Below are 1,697 nucleotides of genomic sequence, written 5' to 3'. Positions count from 1 at the left end.
GCCGTCGGCATCGGTCACCGCGAGCGGCAGCGGTGATTCGACGGCGGGGACGAACAGGTTCATCAGCACCTCGTCCTCGCGCACGCTCTGCAGCACGGGCTTGAGGATCGAGTCGAGAGTGGTCGCGCCGTTGCGCACGAGCTTGACCGCATCCCGGTCGGTGACGACACCGACGAGCTGGCGGTCGCGACCGACCACGTAGGTCGCCGACATGTACGCATCGCGCATCTGGCGCAGCGCGGTGCGCGGACCTGCGGTGTGCGGCACGACGGGGCGCGGGCGCTCCATCACGTTCGCGGCGGTGAGCACGCGAGCGCGGTCGACGTCCTGCACGAACTGCTCGACGTAGTCGTTGGCCGGGTCCATCAGGATGTCCTCGGGGGTGCCGATCTGCACGATGCGGCCGTCGCGCATCACGGCGATCCGGTCGCCGAGGAACATGGCCTCGTTCAGGTCGTGCGTGATGAAGACGATCGTCTTCTGCAGCTTCTGCTGCAGTTCGAGCAGCTGCTCCTGCATCTCGCGACGGATCAGCGGGTCGAGCGCACTGAATGCCTCGTCCATCAGCAGGATGTCGCTGTCGGCGGCGAGCGCACGGGCGATCCCCACGCGCTGCTGCATGCCACCGGAGAGCTCGGACGGGAGCTTCTCGCCCTGACCCTCGAGACCCACCAGGGACAGGATCTCCTCGGCCTTGGCCAGGCGCCCGACCTTGCCGACGCCCTTCAGCTCGAGCGGGTAGGCGACGTTCGCGGCGACGGAGCGGTGCGGCAGCAGGGCGAAGTGCTGGAAGACCATCGAGATGCGGTCGCGACGGATCTCGCGGAGCTTCGACGACGGAATGCCCGTGATGGGATCACCGTTCACCGTGACGGTTCCGGAGGTGACATCGTGCAGCCCGTTGAGCATGCGGATGATGGTGGACTTGCCCGATCCGGACAGCCCCATGATGACGAAGATCTCACCGCGGTTGACGGTGAAGCTGGCGTCGATGACCGCTGCGGTACCGGCATCCGCGACGGCGGTGCGGCTCTCACCGGCTTTCAACCGACGGACGGCGGTGCTCGGATTCTTACCGAAAACCTTGTACAGATTGCGCGCTTCGAGAGCGATTTCGGACACGTTTCCCCCGCGGCTCGCCTTCGGGTGGCTGAGCCTGCTCCGGTTACGCCCGGGTGAGCTCTCGGGGCCGTTCGACATGATCGCTGTGGCGGCACAGGCGGCGGATTTCGGATCCGCCGCGATAGAGCATCGACCGTACGTCCACGCCTCTTCGCAGCACAGCTCATCGAAAGAAGGACGTGGTCGCGGACTGGTCTTCGGGCCGTCAGGCCCACGTTCCAACGTAACGAAATGGCCGATCAGGGGCAAATCCCCGGTGCTCGACCTGCGCGAGTTTCAGCGGCTGACCGGGGAATTGCACGGGTATTCAACAATCCCCCTGACGAGGGCCCCGGCGTCAGGAATCGGGCGTGTCGGAACGGCGGATGCTGCGCGTCACGGTGAACTTCGCCGTGCGTGTCACCTGCGTGGTCGCACCGATCAGCCGGGTGAGTTCCGGACGATACGCGAGCGAGGAGTTGTAGACCGTGAAGAGCTCTCCGCCGGGTCGGAGCACGCGCGCCGCGGCCTCGAACAGGCGGGTCGCCGCCCCCGTGTGGACGCTCGCCCCGAGGTGGAACGGCGGGTTCAGCAGC

2 protein-coding genes are annotated in these 1,697 nt (G+C 66.8%); both read right to left on the bottom strand.

From position 1 onward, the window contains the following. Positions 1–1,122, bottom strand: a 1,122-nt coding sequence (locus tag KZA10_RS14275) for a glycine betaine/L-proline ABC transporter ATP-binding protein (RefSeq protein WP_218683216.1), incomplete at its 3' end; no start/stop codon positions are given. Positions 1,123–1,459: 337 nt separating this feature from the next. Continuing rightward, positions 1,460–1,697 (bottom strand): methyltransferase (locus tag KZA10_RS14270; protein ID WP_218683215.1); only part of this gene is annotated, 238 nt, incomplete at its 5' end.

The organism is Microbacterium sp. BF1 (assembly GCF_019279095.1).
GTDB classification, from domain to species: domain Bacteria; phylum Actinomycetota; class Actinomycetes; order Actinomycetales; family Microbacteriaceae; genus Microbacterium; species Microbacterium maritypicum.
The sequence above is the reverse complement of the archived record's forward strand: the minus strand, read 5'-3'. Positions and strand labels throughout refer to the sequence as shown.